General features: G+C 68.7%; 20 protein-coding genes and 1 pseudogene. 5 read left to right on the forward strand and 16 right to left on the reverse strand.

Annotated features, from left to right (window positions below; genetic code table 11):
* Positions 1-259: NAD-dependent epimerase/dehydratase family protein (locus A5744_RS15485; protein WP_139331371.1), on the reverse strand; the 259-nt coding region annotated here is incomplete at its 3' end.
* Complete coding sequence (locus A5744_RS15490) at positions 256-1,032, reverse strand: S-methyl-5'-thioadenosine phosphorylase (protein WP_240563058.1); 777 nt, start codon at positions 1,030-1,032, stop codon at positions 256-258. The genes A5744_RS15485 and A5744_RS15490, both read right to left, overlap by 4 nt.
* 34 nt (positions 1,033-1,066) lie before the next feature.
* Here A5744_RS15490 and A5744_RS15495 point away from each other — a divergent pair, with 34 nt between their 5' ends.
* The gene (locus A5744_RS15495) at positions 1,067-1,945 is read left to right on the forward strand and encodes a 1,4-dihydroxy-2-naphthoate polyprenyltransferase (protein ID WP_076062459.1); all 879 of its coding nucleotides are present in this window, start codon (positions 1,067-1,069) and stop codon (positions 1,943-1,945) included.
* A gap of 56 nt (positions 1,946-2,001) precedes the next feature.
* Here the strand turns inward: A5744_RS15495 and A5744_RS15500 are convergent, their stop codons facing one another.
* The gene (locus A5744_RS15500) at positions 2,002-2,568 is read right to left on the reverse strand and encodes a Clp protease N-terminal domain-containing protein (protein ID WP_076062460.1); all 567 of its coding nucleotides are present in this window, start codon (positions 2,566-2,568) and stop codon (positions 2,002-2,004) included.
* A 3-nt stretch (positions 2,569-2,571) separates the two neighbouring features.
* A complete protein-coding gene (locus tag A5744_RS15505) occupies positions 2,572-2,802 on the reverse strand; it encodes a helix-turn-helix domain-containing protein (RefSeq protein WP_076062462.1) in 231 nt (76 codons plus the stop codon).
* A gap of 121 nt (positions 2,803-2,923) precedes the next feature.
* Here A5744_RS15505 and A5744_RS15510 point away from each other — a divergent pair, with 121 nt between their 5' ends.
* Complete coding sequence (locus tag A5744_RS15510; protein ID WP_076062463.1) at positions 2,924-3,931, forward strand: beta-ketoacyl-ACP synthase III; 1,008 nt, start codon at positions 2,924-2,926, stop codon at positions 3,929-3,931.
* Between the two features lie 9 nt (positions 3,932-3,940).
* Here A5744_RS15510 and A5744_RS15515 read toward each other — a convergent pair whose 3' ends face one another.
* A complete protein-coding gene (locus A5744_RS15515; protein WP_076062465.1) occupies positions 3,941-4,270 on the reverse strand; it encodes a DUF4229 domain-containing protein in 330 nt (109 codons plus the stop codon).
* A gap of 46 nt (positions 4,271-4,316) precedes the next feature.
* On the opposite strand from A5744_RS15515, the gene A5744_RS24425 reads away from it, so the two are divergent.
* A complete protein-coding gene (locus tag A5744_RS24425) occupies positions 4,317-4,478 on the forward strand; it encodes a hypothetical protein (protein ID WP_139329607.1) in 162 nt (53 codons plus the stop codon).
* An 8-nt stretch (positions 4,479-4,486) separates the two neighbouring features.
* Here the strand turns inward: A5744_RS24425 and A5744_RS15520 are convergent, their stop codons facing one another.
* The 7 genes from A5744_RS15520 to hemL all read right to left on the reverse strand — a co-directional run bounded on the left by A5744_RS15520 (position 4,487) and on the right by hemL (position 11,733).
* Complete coding sequence (locus A5744_RS15520) at positions 4,487-5,725, reverse strand: MinD/ParA family protein (protein ID WP_240563064.1); 1,239 nt, start codon at positions 5,723-5,725, stop codon at positions 4,487-4,489.
* 94 nt (positions 5,726-5,819) lie between these two features.
* Positions 5,820-6,797 (reverse strand): c-type cytochrome biogenesis protein CcsB, encoded by a 978-nt coding sequence (gene ccsB, locus A5744_RS15525; protein WP_076062468.1) that lies wholly within the window; start codon positions 6,795-6,797, stop codon positions 5,820-5,822.
* Positions 6,794-8,356 carry a cytochrome c biogenesis protein ResB gene (locus A5744_RS15530; protein WP_076062470.1) on the reverse strand — a complete coding sequence of 521 codons (1,563 nt, stop codon included), beginning with the start codon at positions 8,354-8,356 and terminating at the stop codon, positions 6,794-6,796. Before A5744_RS15530 ends, ccsB begins: the two co-directional genes overlap by 4 nt.
* A 47-nt stretch (positions 8,357-8,403) precedes the next feature.
* Positions 8,404-9,192 (reverse strand): cytochrome c biogenesis CcdA family protein, encoded by a 789-nt coding sequence (locus A5744_RS15535; RefSeq protein WP_076062472.1) that lies wholly within the window; start codon positions 9,190-9,192, stop codon positions 8,404-8,406.
* Positions 9,189-9,773, reverse strand: coding sequence for a TlpA disulfide reductase family protein (locus tag A5744_RS15540; protein ID WP_076062780.1), 585 nt, complete (start codon positions 9,771-9,773; stop codon positions 9,189-9,191). The genes A5744_RS15535 and A5744_RS15540 overlap by 4 nt, the downstream gene beginning before the upstream one ends.
* 17 nt (positions 9,774-9,790) lie before the next feature.
* Positions 9,791-10,399 (reverse strand): histidine phosphatase family protein, encoded by a 609-nt coding sequence (locus tag A5744_RS15545; protein WP_076062473.1) that lies wholly within the window; start codon positions 10,397-10,399, stop codon positions 9,791-9,793.
* A complete protein-coding gene (gene hemL, locus A5744_RS15550) occupies positions 10,399-11,733 on the reverse strand; it encodes a glutamate-1-semialdehyde 2,1-aminomutase (RefSeq protein ID WP_076062475.1) in 1,335 nt (444 codons plus the stop codon). Before hemL ends, A5744_RS15545 begins: the two co-directional genes overlap by 1 nt.
* A 73-nt stretch (positions 11,734-11,806) precedes the next feature.
* Here hemL and A5744_RS15555 point away from each other — a divergent pair, with 73 nt between their 5' ends.
* Together A5744_RS15555 and A5744_RS15560 are read left to right on the forward strand one after the other, a co-directional pair.
* A complete protein-coding gene (locus A5744_RS15555; protein WP_240563059.1) occupies positions 11,807-12,682 on the forward strand; it encodes a hypothetical protein in 876 nt (291 codons plus the stop codon).
* Positions 12,683-12,714: 32 nt separating this feature from the next.
* Positions 12,715-13,110, forward strand: a complete 396-nt coding sequence (locus tag A5744_RS15560; protein WP_076062783.1) for a nitroreductase family deazaflavin-dependent oxidoreductase — start codon at positions 12,715-12,717, stop codon at positions 13,108-13,110.
* A 27-nt stretch (positions 13,111-13,137) separates the two neighbouring features.
* On the opposite strand, the gene A5744_RS15565 is transcribed toward A5744_RS15560, so the two are convergent.
* The 4 genes and pseudogenes from A5744_RS15565 to A5744_RS15580 form a co-directional block, all read right to left on the reverse strand.
* Positions 13,138-14,496, reverse strand: coding sequence for an amino acid permease (locus tag A5744_RS15565; RefSeq protein WP_076062477.1), 1,359 nt, complete (start codon positions 14,494-14,496; stop codon positions 13,138-13,140).
* Between the two features lie 55 nt (positions 14,497-14,551).
* Positions 14,552-15,046 (reverse strand): annotated as a pseudogene (locus tag A5744_RS15570) (DUF222 domain-containing protein); the annotation flags it as partial.
* Between the two features lie 39 nt (positions 15,047-15,085).
* Positions 15,086-15,595, reverse strand: a complete 510-nt coding sequence (locus tag A5744_RS15575; RefSeq protein WP_139331373.1) for a hypothetical protein — start codon at positions 15,593-15,595, stop codon at positions 15,086-15,088.
* A 121-nt stretch (positions 15,596-15,716) separates the two neighbouring features.
* Positions 15,717-16,625 carry a hypothetical protein gene (locus A5744_RS15580; protein WP_076062481.1) on the reverse strand — a complete coding sequence of 303 codons (909 nt, stop codon included), beginning with the start codon at positions 16,623-16,625 and terminating at the stop codon, positions 15,717-15,719.
* Between the last annotated feature and the right edge of the window lie 225 nt (positions 16,626-16,850).

The following is a 16,850-nucleotide window of genomic DNA, read 5'->3' on the forward strand; positions in this document are numbered from 1 at the left end:
CGGGCGCGTCGGCGGCATCCACGCCCGCGCCCACCATCGCGGCCTGGTGGCAGACCAGGTCGACACCGCGCAGGAGCGGGGCCAGCGCGTCGGCATCGCGGACGTCGACCCTTCGGCATCCCGGCGGTAACACCGGGTTCGGCCCGTGGGCGGCGGGCAGCAGCGCGTCGACGGCGATCACTTCGTGGCCGGCCGCGCGCAGCGCAGCGTCCACCCGCGATCCGATGAACCCAGCCGCCCCGGTGAGCAACACCCTCACGGCAGCTCCACCGGCAACGTCACCCCGGTGTGCGCCAGGCAGTGCGTGCAACCGCGTTCGGCGTCGACATTGCCGATCGCCGAGGCCACCAGCTTCTTGAACGGCCCCATGTTCTTTTCGAACTGGTCGAACACATCGGTGGCCTTCACGCCTTCGCCGGCCGTGACACCGGCATCCAGATCGGTCACCAAAGCGATTGCCGCATAGCACATTTCGAGTTCCCGAGCCAGCACCGCCTCCGGATATCCGGTCATGTTGACCAGACCGAAACCGGCGGAGGCGAACCACCGACTTTCCGCGCGGGTGGAAAATCGCGGTCCCTGGATCACCACCATGGTGCCGCCGTCGACCACACCGGGCAGGCCGGTGACCGCCGAGCGCAACGTCGGGCAGTAGGGGTCGGCGAAGTCGACATGGACGGCACCGGAGTCGAAGTAGGTGTCGGGGCGCCCGGTGGTGCGGTCCACCAGCTGGTCGGGCACCACCACGCTGCCGGGCCCGTAGTCGGGGTTCAGGCTGCCGACCGCGCACGGCGCGAAGACCCGCCGCACCCCGAGCTTGCGCAGCGCCCACATGTTGGCCCGGTAGGGCACGGTGTGCGCCGAGTATTCGTGTTTGGCGCCGTGGCGTGGCAGGAAAGCGACCTCGTGCCCCGCGACGGCACCGACCGTGACCGGGGCGCTGGGCTCGCCGTACGGGGTGTCCACATCGATGTCGCGGACGCCGGACTCGAAGAACGTGTAGAAGCCGCTGCCGCCGATCACTCCGAGCATCCGACCATTGTGGTGCATAGGGCAGGATGCCCTGGTGGCCAGTTTCGCGCAGTGGATCTCGGGGGCCCGGCCGCGGACGCTGCCCAACGCGGTGGCACCGGTGGTCGCGGGCACCGGCGCGGCGGCGTGGCTGCACTCGGCCGTGTGGTGGAAAGCGCTGCTGGCGCTGACCGTCGCGGTCGCGCTGATCATCGGCGTCAACTACGCCAACGACTACTCCGACGGCATCCGCGGCACCGACGACGAGCGGGCCGGCCCGGTGCGGCTGGTCGGCTCGCGGCTGGCCAGCCCGCGCGCGGTGCTGACGGCCGCGGTGGCGGGCCTGACGGTCGGCGCGGCGGCCGGGTTGGTGCTGGCGCTGATGGTCGCGCCGTGGCTGATCGTGGTCGGCGCGGGATGCATCGCCGGGGCGTGGCTGTACACCGGCGGGTCAAAACCCTACGGGTACTCGGGTTTTGGCGAGATCGCGGTGTTCGTGTTCTTCGGCCTGGTCGCCGTGCTCGGCACCCAGTACACCCAGGCGTTGCGGGTGGACTGGGTGGGCCTGGTGCTGGCGGTGTCGATCGGGGCGCTGTCGTCGTCGGTGTTGGTGGCGAACAATCTGCGGGACATTCCGACCGATGCGCAGTCCGGCAAGATCACCCTGGCGGTACGGCTGGGCGATGCCCGCACCCGGGTCCTGTATCAGGCATTGCTGGCGACCGCCGGGGTTATGACCCTGGTGCTGATGCTCGCGACGCCGTGGTGCGCAACGGGATTGGTGGCCACGCCGCTGGCCGTGCGCGCCGCGCGGCCGGTCCGATCCGGCCGCGGCGGGCCCGAGCTGATCCCGGTGCTGCGCGACACCGGGCTGGCGATGATCGTGTGGGCGATCGCGGTGGCCGCGGCGTTGGCTGTGCACTCAGGGCTTTGAGTGTGCGCCCCGGGCGGCGTGGATGCACACTCGAGGCGAAGCGAGCCGCCCTAGGCCTAGGCGGCCTTGTCCAGCAGCTCCAGGATGGCGGCACGCAGCTGCGCGGTGTAGACGTGTTCGGTGATCAGGCCGACGGCCGGCTTGTCGCCGCTGCGCATGATGCCCAGTAGGAGATGCGCGCAAGCGATCTCATTGTCCTTGTGGTGCAACGCTTCTCGCACGGCCAGCTCGACGCATTTCTTGGCGGCGCGGCTGAACGGGATGTGCCCGCGACGACGGCGTCGGCGACCCGAGCGGGGTAGCGCGTTGTCGAACGCGTCGGCGCCGAACGTGCGCGCCACACTGTCGCGCACCGCTCGCAGGTCGATGCCGATGGCGCGCAGCGCCTCCGCATCCTCGTCGAAGGAATCGTCGGTGGTGGGGGCGGCCTCGAGCAGCCGGGCCCGAACCCCGTCGGCGGTCAGGCCGTAGCCGGTCAGCACCGCGGACAGGTCGTTGCCCGCCGCCTGCAGGACGCCGAGCAGCAGGTGCTGCGGGGTGATTTCGCGGGTCCGCAGTTCACGGGCTTCCTCCTGGGCGAGCACGACGGCGACCCGGGCTTGACGGGTGAAGCGCTCGAACATGCGTCATCTCCTCCGGTTGTACTTCTGGTGCACGGCCTGCCGGCTCACCCCGAGCGCCTCGGCGATGGCCTGCCAGCTCCAGCCCCGCTCGCGGGCGTTGGCGACGTGGATCGCCTCCAGGCGCTCCTGCAATCGCTGCAGCGCGCGCACCGCGCGCAGGCCTACCGCGGGGTCGGCGTTGCTTGCCGCATCGGCGGCCGGCCCCAGGTCGGGCAGGTCGGACAGTTCCGTCATAGACGTCAATGTAACTTGACAGAGCGCGGACGTCAACAAAGCTTGACAAAACCGATCCCGGCGCTCATCGATTCCAGCGATCCGATAACAATGAAGGACCGGCGTCGGATCGAGGACTCCCATGAACCAGATCACCACGACCAGTGGGCCCAAGAGCATCGGCTTGCTCAGCGTCGGGGCATACCGGCCCGAGCGCGTCGTCACCAACGACGAGCTGTGCCGCAACATCGACTCCTCCGACGAGTGGATCCAATCGCGAACGGGAATCAAGACGCGCCGATTCGCCGCCCGCGACGAATCGGCCGCGTCCATGGCGATCGAAGCGGGCCGGCTGGCGATTGCCAACGCCGGACTGGCGGCCAGCGACATCGACGGCGTGATCGTCGCGACCAGCACCCATTTCCTACAGACCCCGCCCTGCGCCCCGGAGGTCGCGACGGGCTTGGGCGCTGCCGGTGTGCCCGCATTCGACATCGGGGCGGGGTGCGCAGGCTTCGGCTACGCGATTGGCGTTGCGGCCGACATGATCCGGGGTGGCAGCGCCGCCAAGATGCTCGTCATCGGCTCGGAGAAGCTGTCCCCCACGATCGACATGCAGGACCGCAGCAACTGCTTCATCTTCGCCGACGGCGCGGCCGGCGTGGTGGTGGGCGAGACGCCCGTTCAAGGCATTGGACCGACCATCTCGGGTAGCGACGGTGAACAGGTCAAAGCCATCCGCCAGGACATCGACTGGATCGACTACATGGACGAACCGACCGGCCCGCGCCCCTTCTTGCGGCTCGAGGGCAGCGCGGTATTCCGCTGGGCGGCATTCGAGATGGGCAAGGTCGGCCGGCAGGCGATGGACGCGGCGGGAATCCGGCCTGACGAGATCGACGTGTTCATCCCGCACCAGGCCAACAGCCGAATCAACGAGGTGCTCGCCAAGAATCTGGGGTTGCGCCCGGACGCCGTGATCGCCAACGACATCGAGCACACCGGGAACACGTCCGCGGCGTCCATCCCGTTGGCAATGGCCGAACTCCTGGCGACCGGGGCGGCCAAGGCCGGCGACCTGGCGCTGCTGATCGGCTACGGCGCGGGGCTGAGCTATGCCGCGCAGGTCGTCGTGATGCCCAACGGCTGACCGCCCGGGTCACTCGTCCTCGTCCGCCTCACCGCGCAGCCGGGCCTGCAGCTGTTCCCGCTCGCGGCGGCGCCGCTCGCCGGCTATAGCGAGCGCGGCCGTGGCGCGCCGGCGCAGCGGGGCGAACAGCCAGATGCCCAACGGCATCGCGATGATCAACGCGAACAACGCCGCCACGACGACGGGGAACTGGGTGACCCCGAGCAGATGGGCAATTCCATAGATCCCCGCGGCGAGCGCGACCACCAACAGCAACCGCGCGGCCGCGTAGACCAGGACGTCGACGACGACGCGATTTCCGGTGCGCTCGCCCGCACCGGGCCTAGGCTCTTCTGACACAGTGCGAGCCTACGGCGCGGGTATATTCGCTCAAAGGAGGTGTTGAGTGCTCTACCTGCTGCTCGTCCTGGTTTTGGGGACGCTGATCTACATTGGCTGGCGCGCGGCGCGGTCCCAGACCCACCGCCCGAAGAGCCGCGTCATCGGACCCGACGACGATCCAGAGTTCTTGCGGCGCTTGGGAAACGACGACAACAACCCTCTGTAGCACCCTGCCTAGGCGATGCCCGGGTTGCGCTCGCCGGGGAAGCCATCGGCGACGACGGCGGCCAGCTCGGTCAGCGCTTCGCGGGTGGGGCGCCGCAGCTGATCCAGAGCGATCTCCGCGCCCTCCTCCAGATGGGGGTCGAACGGTATCAGGCGCACCGCACGACAGCGCCGGGAGAAGTGGTCGACCACCTTGTTCATGTCGACCTTGCCGGTGCGTGAGCGCACCGCATTGATGACCGCGATCGAATTGCGGACCTTCTCCTCGTGACCGTGGGCGTCCAGCCAGTCCAGCGTCGCCGAGGCGGTGCGCGCGCCGTCGATGGATCCCGAGCTGACGACGATCAGCAGGTCGGCCTTCTCCAGCACCGACGACATCACGGAATGCAACAGCCCCGGGCCGCAGTCGGTGAGCACCAGGCCGTAGAACCGATCCAGGATGTCCAGGGTGCGGGTGTAGTCGTCGGCGCTGAACGCATCGGAGATCGACGGGTCGCTGTCCGACGCAAGGATTTCCAGCCCGCTGGGGCCCTTCGACGTGTACCGGCGGACGTCGCTGTAGCGCTCGATTGTTCCGGCGTCGTGCAGCAGCTGGCGCACCGTGGCCGACGTCTCCAGCGGAATCTTCTGGCTCAGCGTGCCGTGGTCGGGGTTGGCGTCAACGGCCACCACCCGGTCGCCGCGGATCGAGGCGAAGATAGACCCCAGCGTCGCGGTGACCGTGGTTTTGCCCACCCCGCCCTTCAAGGACAGCAGCGCCACCCGGTAGGAACCGCGCAACGGCCGGTTGACCTGCGCCACCAGGTTGTTGTAGCGGGCGGCACGCGGGCTCTCCCCCAGGTTGATCAGCTGACCGGACAGCACGTAGAGCAGCCTGCGCCAGCCCTCCGACGGCGGCGGTTTGACGGGCCGCAGCAGCATGCCGGTGGACAGTTCCGGATAGGGCGTGTGCGGGACATGCTCTGGGCGGTAAGGGGTTTCCTGGCCTTTCAAGGGCGGCGCGTCGGACGCGCCGTTGTAGTAGGCGCCGAATGCCGTCGGGTCGACCCGCGGAATACCGGTAACGGGCGTGGGATCCCAGGGCGGCATGCCCGCGGGGGCCGCCACCGTGGGCGGTGCCGGCTCCTGCCGCTCGGGTGCGGGCACCCGCCGCTCGGTGCGGAATCCGGCGAAGGCCCGGGTCGGTGCTTCACCGGAATCGGCCGACGGTTCAACGGCGGGTCGTTCGGTCGAGTCCGGGGACCGCAACTCGGTCGTCGGATGTTCGGGCGCCCCCACGCCTGGCTGGTCGGACACGTGCAATCCCCCTTGCTGCAGTTTTATTTGGGTCGGTCGCTAACTGTCAGCCCACCCCGGCATAAGAATGCAGGCCCACGGTCACCAGGTTAACGAAGAACAAATTGAAGACCATGGCCACGAAGCCCACCACGTTGATCCACGCCGCTTTTCTGTCCCGCCAGCCGGCGGTCGACCTGGCGTGCAGATAAGCCGCGTAGATCACCCACGCGACGAACGAGACCGTCTCCTTGGGATCCCAGCCCCAATACCTGCCCCAGGCTTGCTCGGCCCAGATCGCGCCGAAGATGACCCCGAAACCGAATACCGGGAACGCGAAGATCGTGGTGCGGTAGGCGATGCGGTCCAGGGTCTGGGCGTCGGGGAATCGCCGCACCACGCGTGCCAGCGTGCCCTCGGTCTCCGGGTCACCCAGCCGCGACGTGCGCAGCAGGAACAGGATGCTGGCGATGCCGGCGACCAGGAACACCCCGGAACCGAGGCTGACCACCGACACGTGGATGGGCAGCCAGTAGGACTGCAGCGCCGGCATCACCGGGGCGGCGTTGGTGTAGAGCCAGCGCCCGGAAACGGTCAGCAGGATCAACACCGGCAGCAGCAGGAAAACCCACAGGGGGCGGTACTGCGGGCGGCGCAGCACCACCGCGCCGGCCACCAGGCCGCAGAAGCAGGTCAGGTTGATGAACTCGTACATGTTGCCCCACGGCACCCGCACGGTGGCCAGGCCGCGCAGCACGATGCACGCCAGCAGCAGTCCGATGCCGAGATAGAGCACCGCCAGCCCGGCCCGCCCGACGCGTTCGTCGAATGGCCGTCGCGGGGCGTCGTCCACGATGCCGGGGCTCGCGCTGTCTGCGGCGACCGAACCGGCCAAAACCTGCGCGCGGTGGTCCGCACGGCGGCCGCCGACGTACGCAAGCTCGACGGCCAGCAGCAGCAACGCGACGACCAGGGCAACCACCGCCGAGGTGAACGCCCAGTCCGAGTAGCGCGCCAGGCCGACGTCGACGTGCAGGGTGTTCATGTGACGTCCACCTGAGAGCTCCTTCTGGACGCTGGCTCGCCCAGTCCGTCAAGCAACCGCTGGGTCAATCGCTCGAACTCGTCGCCCCACCCGGAGTTGTCGGTTCGTGCCAGCCCGCCCAATTCGACGTTCACGGTACCGGCCGCGTCGTCGCCGCCATCAGTGAGCCTGACCCAGACCCGGCGGCGGCGCACCAGCAGCGACACCAACAGTCCGGCCATCATCGCGATGGCGAAAATCAGCACCCATCGCTGGCCGGGGTCGTGGGAGACCTGCAGGTTGACGAATGGCACGGCGCCGTCGAATCGGACGACGGTGCCCGCCGCCGGGCCGTGGTCGATCCTGACCTCTTGCCCGGCGCGCAGGTTGACCCTGGCTTCCTTGGTCAGCCGGCCCTGTTGAATCAGCCGGGGGTCGAGGGTGAACAACGATTGGGGCCGGCCGGTGTCCAGGCCCGTGTCGCCGCGGTAGATGTCGACGGCGACCGCGGGGGCGTTCAGCGCCGGGAACCGCGACGACAACAGCGTGCCGTCCAGTTGCTCGGTCGGCGCCAGCAGGCCCTGGATCGCGATCTCGTGTTGCCGGCGCTCGCCGGCGTTGGGGTAGCTGCCGGCGGGCGGGTCGATGCGCACCACGCCCGACGAGAGCAGGGTCAGCGGGTTGTCGGGTCGCCATTGCACGGTCGACGTGCGCGTCTGCCCGTCCGGGAAGGTAACCGTGAAGGTGGGCGCGTAGCCGTGGCCCTGCAGGTACACCCGGTCACCGCCGACCCGCAGCGGGTGGTTGACCTCCAGCCGGTAGGGCCGCCAGCTGTTGGCCGCCAGGTCGCGGCCGGCCTGATAGTCGATGTCGGCGGCGAACGAGGTGGCCTGCCCCGATTGCAGGTAGTGCGCCTGAAAGTCGTTGACCCGGATGCACATTGGGTGCAGCGACGTGCCGTCGACGGTGTTGCCGGCGCGGAACGAGTCGAACGCCGCGGGCGACGCCGAGCAGAAGCCGGGTCCGCCGTCGGCGATGACGATCACGTTGCCCTCGTAGCCGAACAACTTGCCGACTGCCACGGCGACCAGCAGGCCCAGCAGCGAGAAGTGGAAGACCAGGTTGCCGAATTCGCGCAGATACCCCTTCTCGGCCGACACCTCGACGACTTCGCCTTCATGGCGGATAGCCGTGCGCCAGCCGCGCAGCCGGCGGGCGATGGTGTTCGCCAGCCTGTTCAGCTCCGCGGGCCCGGCGACGATCCGGGTTTCGGCGTGCTTGGGCAGCCGGGCCAGGTTGCGTGGCGCCGCGACGGGGGTGGCGCGCAGGCTGCGGGCGTGCTCGATCGTCCGGGGGGTGAGGCAGCCGACCAGCGACACGAACAGCAGCACGTAGATGGCGGTGAACCAGAAGCTGGAGAACACGTCGAAGGCCTGCAGCCGATCGAGCCACGGACCGATCACCTTGTGCGTGGCCAGATACTCGTCGACCTTGCCGGCGTTGAGGTTTCGCTGCGGCAACAGCGCCCCGGGTATCGCGCCGAGCGCGAGCAGGCACAGCAGCACCAGCGCGGTGCCCATCGACGTCAGCGCGCGCCAGGTGTTGCGTGTCCAGGCGAGGAGTTGCCTCAAATCGGCAGCCTCACGTCGGACACGAACGCGTCGCGCAGCCAGGAGATGAAGTCATTCCACACCCCGGTGACCAGGAGGGCGCCGACCGCGATCAGCAGCGCCCCGCCGAAGATCTGGATGGCCCTGGTGTGCCGGCGCAGCCAGCCCAGGCCGGCCACCGCCCGCGCCGAGCCGAACGCCAGCAAGACGAACGGAATCCCGAGTCCCAGGCAGTAGGCGATCACCAAGGCGATGCCGCGCGCCACGTTCGCACCCTCGGTGGCCGAGGCGACGGTGATCACGCCGGTCAGCGTCGGCCCGAGGCACGGCGTCCACCCGAGCGCGAACACCGCGCCCAGCACCGGCGCCCCGGCCACCGTCGTGAACCGGCGCGGGCTGAACCGGGCCTCGCGCTGCAGGACCGGGACGAGGCCGACGAACACCAGCCCCATGACGATGGTGAGTACGCCCCCAACCCGTTGCAGCGCAAGCTGATTGGTGATCAGCGTGGTGGTCATGCCGAGGACCGCGACGGTGCCGAGCACGAAGACGGTGGTGAACCCGGCCACGAACAGGGCCGCCGACCCGGCGACCCGCCACCGGGCGGCCGGCGGGGCTTTGACGCCGCCAGGCCCCGGCTCTTCGTCCACCCCGGCCTCGCCCACCAGGGCGGCCAGGTACGACAAATAGCCCGGCACCAGCGGGACCACGCACGGCGAGGCGAACGACACCAGCCCCGCCAGCAGGCACACCCCCATCGCCACCAGCAGCGGCCCGGCGGCGGCGATCTGGGTGAACCCGGTCATCGTTCCTGCGCCACGCGCTGGACCACCGGCCGCAGGTCGTCGGCCAGCAGCTCACGCAGGAACACCGCAGCGACCCGGTGCTGGCGGTCCAGCACCAGGGTGGACGGGATGACGGTGGTGGGGTACTTGCCCCCGAAGGCGATCAGGGTACGCATCGCCGGGTCGTAGATCGACGGGTAGCTCACGTGCCGGTCGTCGACGAAGTCAAGGGCCGCCTGGCGGTTGTTGTCGCGCGCGTCGATGCCGAGAAAGGACACCCCGGAGCCCCGGGTGGCGTCGTACACCCGCTGCAGTTGATCGACCTCGGCCCGGCACGGCCCGCACCACTGCCCCCAGACGTTGACGACGACGACGTTGCCGGCGAAGGTTTGGTCGGCCAGCGAGATCGCGTGCGCCGGATCCGCGAGGTCCGGCCCGGCCAGCGGGCCCGGACGGCCGCGGCTTGCGGGCGGGTCGTAAAAGATGTCGGTCTTGCCGCCGGGCGACACGAATTCGAAGGTGCCGCCCTGGGCTACCGCGTCGCGGCCCGAGCAGCCGGCCAGCACCATGGCGACCAAGCCAGCCACCACCGCCCCGGCCATCGCCAGCCACCGCACGCTCAAGAGCTCTCCGGCTGGAAGTATTCGACGTCGACCAGCCGGTCGCCGTCGTAGACCAGCGTGGTCACCGAGGCCAGCGCGCATTCCCGCCGGCGCGGGTCGTGCCAGAGCCGCTTGCCGGTCAGGTGCAGCCGCAGCGTCCACACGGGCAGTTGATGGCTGACGCACACCACCTCGTGGCCGGCGCCGCGGGCGCGCGCCTTGTCCACCGCGGTCGTCATCCGGGCCGCGATCTCGGTGTACGGCTCACCCCAGGACGGGGTGAACGGGTTGCGCAGCTGCCACCAAAACCGAGGATCGCGCCAGGCGCCGTCGCCCGGGCCGACGCGGCGGCCTTCGAAGAAGTTGGCCGATTCGATCAGGTCGGGGTCGGTGTCGACGGGCAGGTTGTGCTTCGCGGCGATGGGTGCGGCCGTTTCCTGGGCCCGCTGCAACGGGGAGGAGATCACCGCGACAACGTCACGGTCGGCCAGCGCGTCGGCGACCGCCTGCGCTTGCGCCCGGCCCGCCTCGGACAGGTGGAATCCGGGCAGCCGGCCGTAGAGAACCCCGCTGGGGTTGTACACCTCGCCGTGCCGCACCACATTGACGCGGGTGTGCTCGGCCATCAGGGTCCGTCCTTCTGGGCGGCCGCTTGCGCGGCGACGGGCAGCGCGGCGGCGATGCGGTCGAATGCGGCGTCGTCCAGAGCCGCCGAAACGAACCACGCCTCGAAGGCACTGCACGGCGGGTAGACGCCGGCGTCCAGCAGGGCGTGGAAGAACGGTGGAAACCGCCAGGTCTGGCTGGCGCGGGCGGACGCGAAATCGGTCACCGGGGTATCGGAGAAGAACACGCTGAGCATGTTGCCGGCCCGCGGAATCTGGTGCGGGACACCGGCTTCCGTCAACGCCTCGGCGAGCAGACCGGCCAGGCGGTCGGCATTGGCGTCCAGCGTGGCGTAGACGGCGTCGTCGGCGGAGCGCAGCGTGGCCAGCCCGGCGGCCATGGCTACCGGGTTGCCCGACAGCGTGCCGGCCTGATACACCGGGCCCAGCGGCGCCAGTCGCTCCATCACCTCGGCCCGCCCGCCGAACGCCGCGGCCGGCAACCCGCCGCTCATCACCTTGCCGAAGGTGAACAGGTCGGCGTCCACGGGATCGATTCCGTACCAACCACTTCGGCTGACCCGGAAACCCGTCATCACCTCGTCGACGATCAGCAACGCGCCGTGCTGGGCGGTGATCGCACGCAGCGCCGCGTTGTAGCCCGGCGCGGGCGGCACGACTCCCATGTTGCCGGGACTGGCCTCGGTAATCACCGCGGCGATCTGGTCGCCGTGTCGCGTGAACGTGTCGCGCACGACATCAATGTCGTTGTAGGGCAACACAATTGTGTCGGCCGCGGCGGCACCGGTGACCCCGGGCGAGGACGGCAGGCCCAGCGTCGCCACCCCGGAACCCGCGTCGGCGAGCAACGCGTCGACGTGCCCGTGGTAGCAGCCGGAGAACTTGACGATCTTGGCCCTGCCGGTGAAGCCGCGGGCCAGCCGGACCGCGCTCATGGTGGCCTCGGTGCCGGAGTTCACCAGCCGGATCCGCTCGACCGGCGCCACCCGACCGATGATCTCGGCGGCCAGTTCGGTCTCGGCCGGAGTCGGCGCCCCGAAGGACAGGCCGTTGGCGGCGGCCTTGGCGACGGCGTCGACGACGGCCGGGTGGGCATGGCCCAGGATCATCGGACCCCACGAGCACACCAGGTCCACGTAGCGGTTGCCGTCGGCGTCGGTAAGCCAGCATCCGTGCGCCTCAGTGATGAAGCGCGGGGTGCCGCCCACCGCCGTGAACGCGCGCACCGGCGAGTTCACCCCACCGGGAATGACCGCGCACGCATCGTCGAACAGAGCCGCCGAGGTCCTCACAGCCCCTCCAGTCTGAGGGGCGGCCTGGTCAGTGCTGCCCATGGCCACCAGTGTTCCAGCCTCCCCGCGCCGATCAACTACAGGGTGTAAGAGATGGCTCCGCCACAATCGACTGGTGACTCGGGAAACGGCCGTCGAGATCGCCCGCGGCAGGGTTGCCGCGGTCCGCGAGGACCCCGAGGCCCGGCTGGCACTGATGCGCGAGCTCTACGAAGTCCCGCGGCGGGTGGACCGGGGCCACCTGCCGTATCGGCTGGCGGCATCGGCCTTTATGGGCTGGCAGCTGCGACGCGGGCTGCTCAACCCGCCCGACGGGCCAGCCCCGGGCAGCCCCTGGTGGCGCGCGATGAACGAACGCCTGCTGTGCGACGGCTGGGAAGCCCGCGCGCTGGCGTTCGGGCATCCCGGCGATCCCAGCTCCCCCGCGGTCGCCGCAACACTCGAGTTCATCCGGCGCCCGTCCGCGCGGCGGTGGTACCGAGCACACAACATCAGCGTCGTCAGCGCCTACCTCGACCACCTGGATCTCGCATCGCGCGAGTCCCGCGTCGAACGCTTCTTCATCAACCTGGTGCTGATGCGGGTGCTCTATGCCCACGCGCTGGTCGCCGCGCCCCGGCTGGCGCTCGGCTGGCTGGCGTTCGCGGGTCGGCCCCTCGGGGATCCGCGATTGGGCATGACCGGCATCTTTCTGTCGCTGTCCCGGGTGCTCCCCGACCGCTACCCGCTGGGCGACGACCTGGCGCCTTATCTGCGGGCGGAACACGGGGTGGCGCATCTGCTCGATGTCGGCGTCATCCAGCCGCGCGTCGAGGCCCTCTACGACTGGTCCGCCGGCGCCCTCGCCGTTCCCGGCCTGCGACTGCTGCTGGCCGAGGGGACGCCGTGCTACGCGTGGCCAGCGAACGACCGGCAGCCGTGGCATCCGCCGCCGTCGCGGCCGGCCCGGCTGGCGCGCACGCTGGTGCCCGCGCCGCGCCGCACGGGTTGAAGTCGGCCGTCGGGGGCGGGTTGGATGGTGGCATGCAATTGCCACAGCGGCTCGCCCGCTTCAACCGTCACGTGACCAACCCCATTCAGCGGATGTGGGCCGGCTGGCTGCCGCCGTTCGCGATCGTCGAGCATGTCGGACGGCGCTCCGGAAAGCCTTACCGCACACCGGTGAATGCGTTCTACACCAGCGTCGACGGCAAACCCGGGGTGGCGATCGTGCTGACCTACGGCCCGGACCGCGACTGGCTGAAGAACCTCGACGCGGCCGGAGGTGGCCGGATGCGCCGCAACGCCAAGACTTTCGGCATCACCGACCCGCGAGTCGTCAGCAAGGCCGAGGCGGCCCCGCACGTGGAGGGCGCGTGGCGGGCTGCTTTCGCCAGGCTGCCGTTCGAGCAGGCGGTGCTTCTCACCAAGACTGACTGACCAGACCGACTGACGGGACCGACCGAGCTATTGCGCTGCGCGCGCGGCGATTCGGCCGCGGGCCCGGGCGGCCAGGTACAGGCCGATGACCACCGCCCACGACAGCAGCGACAGCCAGAGCTGACTGCGCGCCGAGCGGTCGAACGCCATCTGCACCAGCACCGCGGTGATTCCGGCGAGGGTGAAAACCGACAGCACCGGGAAGAGCCACATCTTCACCCGCAGCTTTTCCGGCGGTGTCCGGCGACGCAGGATGATCTGCGACAGCGCGATCAGCCAGTAGACGAACAAGATGACGGCACCCGACGAGTTGAGCAGGAATAGAAACACGGTGCCGGGCGCCAGCCACGCCATCACGACGCAGCCGAATCCGATGGCCGACGAAAAAAGGATGGCGAGATGGGGGACGCCACGCCGGCTGAGCTTGACCAGCCGAGCCGGCGCTTCACGCCGGTCGGCGAGGACGAACAGCATCCGCGACGCCGTGTAGAGCCCGGAGTTCAGGCACGACAGCACCGCGGTGAGCACCACCGCGTTCATCACCTGACCCGCGCCGGGCAGACCCATGCGTTTGAGCGCCGCGACATACGGCGAGGCTCCCACCTCGACCGAATTCCACGGCAGGATCACGACAAGCAGAAACACCGAGCCGACGAAGAAGACCGCGATGCGCGCGACGACCGATCGCGTGGCGCGCTGGACCGCGAGCTCGGGATCGCGGCTCTCGGCGGCGGCGACGGTGACGATCTCGGCGCCGACCATCGAGAAGATCACCACCACGATGGCCGCGAAGACCGCGCCGACACCCTTTGGGAAGAATCCGCCGTGCGACGTGAGGTTGGAGACGTCGGCGTGGTGGCCGGGCAGGAGCCCCAGCACGAACACCCCGCCGACGGCGAGGAACACCGCGATCGTCGCGACTTTGATTCCGGCGAACCAGAATTCGAATTCGCCGAAGGACGTCACCGAGAACAAGTTGGTCGCGGTCATCAGCAGCATCAGGCACAACGACAGCAGCCACAGCGGCGCGTGAAACCAGTAGCCCAGCACCTTTCCGCCGGCGACCGCCTCGAAGCCGACGACGATCACCCAGAAGTACCAATACAGCCAGGCCACCGAAAACCCCGCCCAGCCGCCCAGCGCCCGCCCCGCGTAGTCGGCGAACGATCCGGTCGATGGGTTCGCGGCGGCCATCTCCCCCAGCATGCGCATCACCAGAACGATCAGCAGACCGCACAACGCGTACGTCAGGAACGCGGCGGGGCCGGTATCGCGGATCACCACGCCGGACCCGACGAACAGTCCGGCGCCGATCACGCCGCCGAGCGCGATCATGCTGAGTTGCCGTTGCGACAACCCTTGGCGCAGTTGCGTTGTGCTGGCCATGGTTAACCACAGCACATCGGCGGGCAAGGCGGCAATCGGGCTGGCCGGCGGCGCGTCAAACGGGTTCGTCGTCGTCGTCGCGGAGGAATCTTTCGGGGTGGTGGAACCCATTGGTTCTGGGCTGGCCGCGATCTAAGTGCGGCGGCGGTATCCATTCGGTGTGGCCTCGTGCGTTGGTGCGGGTGGTCCAGCCCTTTTCGACGAGCCGGTTATCCGGTCCGCACGCCAAGGTGAGGTCATCGATGTCGGTGCGGCGCGTTCTGGCCCACCCGCGCACGTGATGCACCTGGCTGTGATAAGCGGGAGCGTCGCAGCCCGGCCTCGTGCACCCACGATCCCTGGCGTAGAGCATGATTCGCTGCGCCGGGGAGGCCAACCGTTTGCTGTGATGCAGCGCCAGCGGCCTGGCCCGGTCGAAAATCGCCAGATAATGGTGGGCGTGGCCGGCCCAGCGGATCACATCCGACATCGGCACCAGGGTGCCGCCACCGGTCAGCGCCTTACCGGCGGCGGTCTCCAGTTCCTTGAGCGTAGTGGTCACGACGATCGTCGTCGTCCAGATAATGCGTTGTTGGTCCACACCCGGTGATTAGCCGTCGGTAGCTCGGAGCAGCAGGTCGATCTCGTCACCGAGGTTGATCGGTTTTCCTGCAAAACGACCGTGACCAGTTGTCACGAATGGCCGAGCACCTCTCCCATCGTGACCGCTCTGATCGAGGGCGCGTCGTATCCCGGCAATGTTGTACGTGACGCTGGCTTTGCCCCCCGGCGGCAGATCCATCGGAAGTTGTATCGCTTGACCGAGGAAGTCCTCGCCTGCCTGGATGGTGTCACCGTTGGGCAACTGAAACCCGAAAGTCTGGACCTGGGTTCCGAGCCGACCGGAGTTTTCGGCCTGCACCCCGATGAACCACACACCGCGAGCGGTGCCACCGATTCCCTGGATCCTGACAACGCGGAGCCTTGGGCCGCTGCGCCGCCACGAGATGATCTGCCAGATCAGCACTCCGATGGACACAGCAAGCGCCAAGCTCGAGATGCACAGCGTCAAGATCACCGGGCCGGTCCAGACAGGCGGCGGGGGTGATGGAGGGGGCACATCGGGACACTAACCGCGCATTGCCGCTACCTGATGAACCCTGTGCAATGCGCGTGTCGTGACACCAACATTCTTTGAGAGGCGGTAGAAAATGGCACCGATTGGCTGGTGCTAGCGGGCGTTACTTAGCGCCGTCGTTCCGGCCGCCGTCATCGGGGTCGTCGGCGTCAGCCTGTTGCTCGGATGCCGATGCGGGCTTTTCAGGAAGGGCCTCGACCCAACGCTTGAATTCGTCGATGCTCGATGAGCGCGCGAGACCGCGCTCCAGCGCGCTGAACATCACCGAGCGGAAGGCCAGGCTTCGGCTATGCGCTTGCCACAGCAGGACTGCCACCGGGATCAGCGCAAACCACCACCACGAGGACTGATTCCAGCCAAGAAAGATCGCCAGAGCACACAGTGGGGGTACAACCGCCAGCCGCAGTTCGCGTTCCGCCTTGAGGCGGTCCGCCTCCGAAAATAGCTGCGGGTCGGGCTCTCGGCCCCGCTCGGTTAACAGCAACGTTGCGGGTAAATCCAGTTCTGCGTTGAGCCGGCGACTGATGGCCTCCGCATACTCCAAAACCCGCAGATACTCGGGATTGGGAACCTTCATCCTCGGCGTTGCGTAGGCCCCACCTACCCTCCGTTCCGCCTCGGCCAGGTATTGCTGCATGAGGTCGAACTCAGCGATGGGAACAGTCCACTTCCTGCGCGGTTTGTTACCCGGTTTTGGGACGCGATCCCACACACCATCGGCAATCTCGGCGATCGCCTTGGCAATCTTGGGTAGCGCCTTGTGGCCGATCACAGGCGACAGTGCTTGGGAGACCGATCCGATCAGGTATGCGGCCACACCGACGCCGAGCCCGATCCAAATGGGCCCGGCGTCCTTCGCGAGGTCGTACACGGCGGCTGCGGCCACATTGTTGGGCCTCTTGTGGATGTCGGGCTTGATGAGAATCCATCCGAAGAACAACCACAGGTAGCCGGCGATCAACGGTGCGCGCAGGTCGCGGAATCCCGGAAGTGCGGAGGCGAGGAATTGCATACGAATGACCTTCTCACCTTGAACCGACGGGAAACGCGTGGCGCGCCGCGAGGCAGGTGCGTCAAAGGACGCACCTCGAAAACCGGACCAGCGCAAAGTCGCCGGGCCGCAACCGGACTCGGCCATCGCACGGGGTGAACCGCGAGTCAGGTGGACCAAATGTTCCACCTGGCGAGACGGACCAGCGGGTATGTGACCCGGCCACCCTCGGCGGGAGAAAGGAGT

The sequence above is a fragment of the Mycobacterium sp. IS-1264 genome (assembly GCF_001954195.1).
In the GTDB taxonomy this organism is placed as follows: Bacteria; Actinomycetota; Actinomycetes; order Mycobacteriales; family Mycobacteriaceae; genus Mycobacterium.

Coding starts and splice junctions, on each gene's coding strand:
- ccsB (WP_076062468.1), bottom strand. CDS start 6,797: ATGAACACCCTGCACGTCGACGTCGGCCTGGCGCGCTACTCGGACTGG.
- A5744_RS15560 (WP_076062783.1), top strand. CDS start 12,715: ATGCAATTGCCACAGCGGCTCGCCCGCTTCAACCGTCACGTGACCAAC.
- A5744_RS15580 (WP_076062481.1), bottom strand. CDS start 16,625: ATGCAATTCCTCGCCTCCGCACTTCCGGGATTCCGCGACCTGCGCGCA.
- A5744_RS15490 (WP_240563058.1), bottom strand. CDS start 1,032: ATGCTCGGAGTGATCGGCGGCAGCGGCTTCTACACGTTCTTCGAGTCC.
- A5744_RS15545 (WP_076062473.1), bottom strand. CDS start 10,399: ATGGCCGAGCACACCCGCGTCAATGTGGTGCGGCACGGCGAGGTGTAC.
- A5744_RS15505 (WP_076062462.1), bottom strand. CDS start 2,802: ATGACGGAACTGTCCGACCTGCCCGACCTGGGGCCGGCCGCCGATGCG.
- A5744_RS15530 (WP_076062470.1), bottom strand. CDS start 8,356: ATGGGCACCGCGCTGGTGCTGCTGTGCCTGCTCGCGCTCGGCGCGATA.
- A5744_RS15500 (WP_076062460.1), bottom strand. CDS start 2,568: ATGTTCGAGCGCTTCACCCGTCAAGCCCGGGTCGCCGTCGTGCTCGCC.
- hemL (WP_076062475.1), bottom strand. CDS start 11,733: ATGGGCAGCACTGACCAGGCCGCCCCTCAGACTGGAGGGGCTGTGAGG.
- A5744_RS15565 (WP_076062477.1), bottom strand. CDS start 14,496: ATGGCCAGCACAACGCAACTGCGCCAAGGGTTGTCGCAACGGCAACTC.
- A5744_RS15510 (WP_076062463.1), top strand. CDS start 2,924: ATGAACCAGATCACCACGACCAGTGGGCCCAAGAGCATCGGCTTGCTC.
- A5744_RS15535 (WP_076062472.1), bottom strand. CDS start 9,192: ATGACCGGGTTCACCCAGATCGCCGCCGCCGGGCCGCTGCTGGTGGCG.
- A5744_RS15540 (WP_076062780.1), bottom strand. CDS start 9,773: ATGGCCGGGGCGGTGGTGGCTGGCTTGGTCGCCATGGTGCTGGCCGGC.